Genomic DNA, 6,470 nt, shown 5'->3' on the forward strand with positions numbered 1-6,470 from the left:
GAGGAACACGAGCGCGCGGCTCTGGCGCGGGAGGCGCGGTTCTTCAACGCCCACCCGTATCTGTCGGGACTGGCGGTCGGTGCGGCGCTCAGGGCCGAGATGGACGGCGAGCCACCGGAGCGGATAGCGAAGCTGCGCGAAGCGCTGTGTGGGCCGCTGGGTTCGCTAGGCGACCGGCTGTTCTGGGCCTCGTGGCTGCCCGCTTGCGCTGCGATAGGCGTGCTGCTCGTGGCCGCGGGCTCGGGCTTCGGCGCGGTGGTCGCGTTCTTGGTCCTGTTCAATGTCGCGCACCTGGCCGCGAGGATCTGGTCGCTCAGCGCAGGCTGGCGCTGGGGCTCGCGCGTGGCCGCTGCGCTGAGTGGCCGGGGCATCCGGATGATCAGCACCGCCGCGCCGGCGTTTGCCGGGCTGGTGGTGGGCTTCGCGGTACCGGTCGCCTTTGGCTGGCGCATCGCCGGCGCGCCGTTGCCGGCGGTGTTCGGGGCGGCCGGCGGCGCGGTGTTGCTCGCGGCGGCGGCGAAGCTGGCCTCAACCCGGGCCAGCGGTTTGACTCTTTCGTTAGGTGTGCTCACTCTGGTGTGGGTTGTGGGGCGGGTATGGTGATCGAGGCGGACGCCAGGATCGTAAACCGACTCGGCCTGCACGCGCGGCCGGCGGCCGAGTTCGTGAAGGTCGCCGGGAAGTTCCAGGCCAGCGTGGTCGTCAGCAAGGACGGCATGGACGTGAACGGGAAGAGCATCATGGGAATGATGATGCTGGCCGCCGAGTGCGGCAGCAGCCTGCACATCCGGGCCGAGGGCGAGGACGCCGCCGAGGCGATCGCCGCGCTGTGCGAGCTGGTGGCCGCCGGATTCGGGGAGGACTGATGCCGCATCGCCTGATCCACGGCATCGCGGTTTCGCCCGGCATCGCCGCGGGGCCGGCCCTGGTGGTGCGGTGGGAGGTGCCGGAGGTTCCCGAGCAGGCGATCGCCCCGGAAGCGGTGGACCGGGAGATCGCGCGACTGCGCGATGCTCTCGCGTTCGCGAAGGAGCGCATCCAAGCGGTGCGCCGCCAGGCGGCCGAGCGCGCCGGCGAGGAGGAGGCGCGCATCTTCGACGCGCAGCTAATGATACTCGACGACCAGGACCTGATCGGCGGCGTCGAGCGCCTGATTCGCGACAACCACTTCTCGGCCGAGCGCGCCTTTGCCCTCAAGATCGTGGAGTGGCGCGGCCTGTGGAGCACTCACGGCAGCCCGCTGCTGCGCGAGCGCCTGGCCGACCTGACGGACGTGGAAATCAGGGTGCTCACCCGGCTGCTGGGCGTGGACGAGCCCGATGTGCTGGCGGACCACGACGGGCCGGTGATCCTGGTGGCGCGCGATCTGACCCCGTCTCTCACCGTGCAGCTGGATCGTGAGGCGGTGCTGGCCATCGCCTGCGAGCAGGGCACCCGCACCTCGCACTCGGCCATCCTGGCCCACGCGATCGGGATCCCGGCGGTCGTGGGCCTGCCTGGCGTGCTGTCGCGGGTGAAGACCGGAGAGAGCGTGATCCTGGACGGCTGGACCGGTACTCTGATGGTGGAGCCCACGCCGGAAGACGCCGCGCGGGCCAGGGCGCGCGACGAGCAGCAGCGGGTGTTCGCGCGCGAACTGGCCGCCGAGGCCGACCGCGACGCGGTGACCGGCGACGGCCGGCGCCTGACGGTGCGCGCCAACCTCGACCTGCCGGAAGAGCTTTCCGTGGCGGTGAACGGGCGGGCCGAGGGCATCGGGCTGATGCGCACCGAGTTCCTGGTGGTGGGCCGTGGCAGGATGCCGGGTGAGGACGAGCAGTACTCGCTGTACCGCAGGGTGGGCGAGTCGTTCCCTACCTCGGAGGTCGTGATCCGCACCTTCGACCTGGGCGGCGACAAGTTCCCCGGCTTTCGCGCCGCGGCCGAGAACAACCCGTTCCTGGGCTGGCGCGCCATCCGGGTGTGCTTGGACCATCCCGAGGTGTTCCGCCCTCAGGTGCGGGCGATCCTGCGCGCCGCGGCGAAGGCGCGTTTGAAGCTGATGATCCCGCTGGTCACCCGGATAGAGGAGCTGGAAGCCACGCGCCGGATCGTGGAGGAGGAGGCCGCAGCGCTGGCGAAGGCGGGCATCGAGGCCGCGGCGTCGGTGCCGGTGGGCGTAATGATCGAGACGCCGGCGGCGGTGTTGATCGCCGACCAGCTCTCGCGCCGGGCCGATTTCGTGTCGGTCGGCACCAACGACTTGGTCCAGTACACTCTGGCGGTGGACCGTGGCAACGCGAGGCTGGCGAGCCGGTTCACCTCGCTGCATCCGGCCATACTGCGCTCGCTCGACATCGTGCGGCGGGCCGCGGCCGCGAGCCGAATCGAGGTTTCGGTGTGCGGCGAGATGGCTTCCGACCCGGTAGCGCTCTATGTACTGCTGGCGCTTGGCTATCGCACCTTCTCGGTGGCCGCGCGGTCGCTGGCGCTGATCAGGTGGGTCGCGCGCCGGCTGCGCGCGGAGGATGCGGAGCAGGCCGCGCCGCGACTGCTGGTGGCCCGCACCGCCGACGAGGTCGCCGAGCAGGCCCGCGCCGCGGTCAGACAGCTCGTCGACCCGCGCCTGCTCGAGCCGGCCTGACGTTGTAAGCGGCAGGCGGCCCGGGTACCTTACACCGTTCACATACTCGAACCGGGACCTGAGCTTTGGACAACGCGCACCGCTGGCTGTTCACCTCCGAGAGCGTCACGGAAGGCCATCCCGACAAGATCGCCGACCAGATCTCGGATGCAGTGCTCGACTATATCATCGCCCGCGACAGCAAGGCGCGCGTGGCGTGCGAGACGTTCGTCACCACCGGCCTGGCGATGGTGGGCGGCGAGATCACGACCGAGACCTACGCGCCAATTCCCGAGATCGTGCGCGGGACACTGAAGTCGATCGGCTACACCAACGCGGAGTACGGCATCGGCGCCGAGACCTGCGCCGTGCTGACCTCGATCGACCGCCAGTCACCGGACATCGCGCAGGGCGTCGATACCGGCGGCGCCGGCGACCAGGGCATGATGTTCGGCTACGCGACCGACGAGACGCCGGAACTGATGCCGCTGCCGATCCTGCTGGCGCACCGGCTCACCCAGCGCCTGGCTGAGGTGCGGCGCAGCGGCGAGCTGTCGTGGGTCAGGCCGGACGGCAAGGCGCAGGTCACAGTCGAGTACGAAGGCGATCGCCCGCGGCGCGTGGCCACGGTCGTGGTGTCGACGCAGCACAATCCCGGCATCGGCCACGACGAAATCTGTAAGGACGTGATCAACCACGTCATCAAGCCGGTGGTCGGCGACTGGATCAGGGACGGCGATCCCATCTATCACATCAACCCTACTGGGAAGTTCGAGGTTGGTGGTCCGCAGGGCGACGCCGGCCTGACGGGGCGCAAGATCATCGTCGACACCTATGGCGGCTTCTCGCGCCACGGCGGCGGCGCCTTCAGCGGCAAGGACCCGACCAAGGTGGACCGCTCGGCTGCGTATGCGGCGCGCTGGATCGCCAAGAACATCGTGGCGGCCGGACTGGCGCGGCGCTGCGAGGTGCAGTTGGCCTACGCGATCGGCGTAGTCCAGCCGGTTTCGGTCATGGTCCAGACCTTCGGGACCGGCTCGGTGGCCGAGGCGGTGATCGAGCGCGCGGTGCGGGAGCAGTTCGACCTGTCGCCCAAGGGCATCATCGAGGCGCTGGAGCTGCGTAACCCGATCTACCGCGCTACCGCCACCTACGGCCACTTTGGCCGCAAGCCGGAGCGGCGCAGCGTCGAAGGCGCCGCCGAGGGCACGCGCCGCGAAGTGGAGTTCTTCACTTGGGAGCGCACCGACCGCGCGTCGGAACTGCGCGAAACCGCACACCGGCTTTCGGGCGCCGCGAAGGCCGCCCGCTGACATCGAGGGGTTCACAGCAGCGATGACCGTAGCTACCAAGTCCATGTACGACGTGAAGGATCTCTCGCTCGCCGACGAGGGCAGGCGCCGCACCGAGTGGGCCGAGCGCTCGATGCCAGTGCTGCGCCGGATCCGCGAGCGATTCGCGAAGGAGCAGCCGCTCAAGGGCAAGCGCCTGGCGGCCTGCTTGCACGTGACCACCGAGACGGCCAACCTCGTGTCAACCCTGAAGGCCGGCGGCGCCGAGGTGGCGTTGTGCGCGTCCAATCCACTTTCCACCCAGGACGACGTGGCCGCCCATTTGGTGCGCGATCACGGGGTCGCGGTCTATGCCATCAAGGGCGAGGACAACGACACCTACTACGAGCACATCCGCGCCTGCCTTGCGTTCCGTCCCGACGTGACCATGGACGACGGCGCCGACCTAGTGGGCGCGCTCCACATGATCGCGCTCAACCGCATGGACGACCTGGCGCCGCCGGTGCGGCGCTGGGTCGAGTCGCTGAGCAGCGATGAGCGGCAAGCGATCGTGCGCGGCGTGACCGGGTCCACGGAAGAGACGACTACCGGCATCATCCGCCTCAAGGCGATGGCCAAGGACGGCGTGCTTCAGTTCCCGGTGATCGGGGTGAACAACTCGCTCACCAAGCACATGTTCGACAACCGTTACGGCACCGGCCAGAGCACGGTGGACGGCATTGTGCGGGCTACGAACATGCTGCTGGCTGGATCAACTTGCGTGGTGGCGGGGTACGGCTGGTGCGGGCGCGGTGTGGCCATGCGGCTGAGAGGGCATGGCGCTAACGTGATCGTGACCGAGATCGACCCGGTCAAGGCGCTGGAAGCGCAGATGGACGGCTTCCAGGTGATGCCGATGGCGCAGGCAGCCCCACTGGGCGACATGTTCGTCACGCTCACCGGCAACACCAGCGTGGTTCGCGTCGAGCACATGAGGGCAATGAAGGACGGCGCCATCGTCTGCAACAGCGGCCACTTCGACGTGGAGATAGACCTCAAGCAGCTGGCGGCGGCGGCGAAGGGACCGCGCCGGGTGCGCGAGTTCGTGGACGAGTGGCTGCTGGACGGCAAGCGGATCTTCGTGCTGGGCGAGGGCCGGCTCATCAACCTCGCTTCGGCCGAGGGGCACCCTGCCAGCGTGATGGACATGTCGTTCGCCAACCAGGCGCTCGGAAGCGAGTATCTGGTCAAGCACGGCAAGGCGCTGTCGCGCGACGTACACAGCGTGCCGGCCGAGATCGACCGTGAGATCGCGCGGCTCAAGCTCGAGGCAATGGGCGTGAAGCTAGACGAGCTTACGCCGGAGCAGCAGAAATACCTGGCAAGCTGGGACCTTGGCACCTAACGCAGGCGCTGCGCTCGTGGAGGTGCGCGTGGCGCACCTCGGACTGGACCGCACCACCAACTCACCGGTGGTGATCCTGCAGGAGAAGGACGGCCCACGCGTGCTGCCGATCTGGATCGGCCACGGCGAGGCCAGCGCGATCGCGATGGAGCTGGCCGGCGTGAAGTTCAGCCGGCCGCTCACGCACGATCTGCTGAAGCAGGTCATCATCGGACTAGGCGGGGACCTGCGGAAGGTGCTGATCACCGCGGTGCGGGACAACACCTACTACGCCGAGCTGCACATCTATCGCGATGAGGACGTGGTACAGGTGGACGCGCGTCCTTCGGATTCTATCGCGGTAGCGTTGCGGCTCAAGGCGCCCATATTCACGTCCACCGAGCTGCTGGACCTCCCCACCGGCACCAGCACCGACATCAAGCCGTCCGACACGCCGCTCGACAAGCAGGCCTTGCAGGACTACCTGAACCAGCTCGACCCTGAAGACTTCGGCAAGTTCACTCCATAGCGCCGCGTTCGCGGCGCTTTTTGCGCTCTGTCTCGCGGCCGGCGCGGCCGTTGCGGCGGCGCAGGGCCCGCTGGTGCTGGCGGGCCGCGTGGTGCTGGTCCGGGGCTCGGACACGACCGGCCTCGTGGGAGCGACCGTCGTGGCGCACCGGGTGGGGCGGATGCTGGCCGGTCCGATCGACTCGGCGCGCAGCGGCAGCGGTGGGCGCTTCTCCTTCAGAGTGGCGCGGCCCGATACCGGGCAGGTGTACGTGGTGTCTAGCCGGTACCTGGGCGTGGGCTACTTCTCCGAGCCATTTACGACGCGGGATCCCGCGGGCAGCGACCGGATCGTCCTGGCGGTGTTCGATACCTCGAGCGCCGGGCCGCCGCTCGACGTGGCTATCAGGCATCTGGTGATAACTCGTCCCGACACCACGGGACGGCGCGAGGTACTGGACGTGATCCAGGTGCGCAACCGCGACCAGGTGGCCCGGGTCTCGGCCGGGCCGGCCGCGCCGGCATGGAGCGTGAGGCTTCCGGCCGGCGTGGTGGACCCCGTGGTCGGCGAGGGCGAGGTTCCCCCCGAGGCCGTCAGGTTCGGCGGTGGCCAGGCGCAGGTGGATGCGATCTTCCCCCCCGGCACCCGTCAAGTCGTGTTCAGCTACGGTTATCCGTCGGACCGCCGCACGTTAGGCATCGAGGT

The 6,470-nt window shown here is 69.0% G+C and carries 7 protein-coding genes; all 7 read left to right on the forward strand.

What is annotated here, in order from left to right; genetic code table 11:
- The coding region (locus tag VNJ47_14005) for a PTS system mannose/fructose/sorbose family transporter subunit IID (GenBank protein HXG29949.1) at nt 1-603 on the forward strand (603 nt) is incomplete at its 5' end.
- Nucleotides 597-866, forward strand: a complete 270-nt coding sequence (locus VNJ47_14010; protein ID HXG29950.1) for an HPr family phosphocarrier protein — start codon at nt 597-599, stop codon at nt 864-866. The genes VNJ47_14005 and VNJ47_14010, both read left to right, overlap by 7 nt.
- On the forward strand, nt 830-2,623 hold the full coding sequence (ptsP, locus tag VNJ47_14015) for a phosphoenolpyruvate--protein phosphotransferase (GenBank protein ID HXG29951.1): 1,794 nt from the start codon (nt 830-832) through the stop codon (nt 2,621-2,623). Before VNJ47_14010 ends, ptsP begins: the two co-directional genes overlap by 37 nt.
- A gap of 65 nt (nt 2,624-2,688) precedes the next feature.
- Nucleotides 2,689-3,915, forward strand: a complete 1,227-nt coding sequence (metK, locus tag VNJ47_14020) for a methionine adenosyltransferase (GenBank protein HXG29952.1) — start codon at nt 2,689-2,691, stop codon at nt 3,913-3,915.
- A gap of 22 nt (nt 3,916-3,937) precedes the next feature.
- Nucleotides 3,938-5,278, forward strand: coding sequence for an adenosylhomocysteinase (ahcY, locus tag VNJ47_14025; GenBank protein HXG29953.1), 1,341 nt, complete (start codon nt 3,938-3,940; stop codon nt 5,276-5,278).
- On the forward strand, nt 5,268-5,786 hold the full coding sequence (locus VNJ47_14030; protein HXG29954.1) for a bifunctional nuclease family protein: 519 nt from the start codon (nt 5,268-5,270) through the stop codon (nt 5,784-5,786). Before ahcY ends, VNJ47_14030 begins: the two co-directional genes overlap by 11 nt.
- Before the next feature lie 253 nt (nt 5,787-6,039).
- On the forward strand, nt 6,040-6,470 hold a 431-nt coding region (locus VNJ47_14035; protein ID HXG29955.1), incomplete at its 3' end, for a hypothetical protein.

Source organism: Nevskiales bacterium, from assembly GCA_035574475.1.
Classification (GTDB): Bacteria; Pseudomonadota; Gammaproteobacteria; order Nevskiales; family DATLYR01; genus DATLYR01.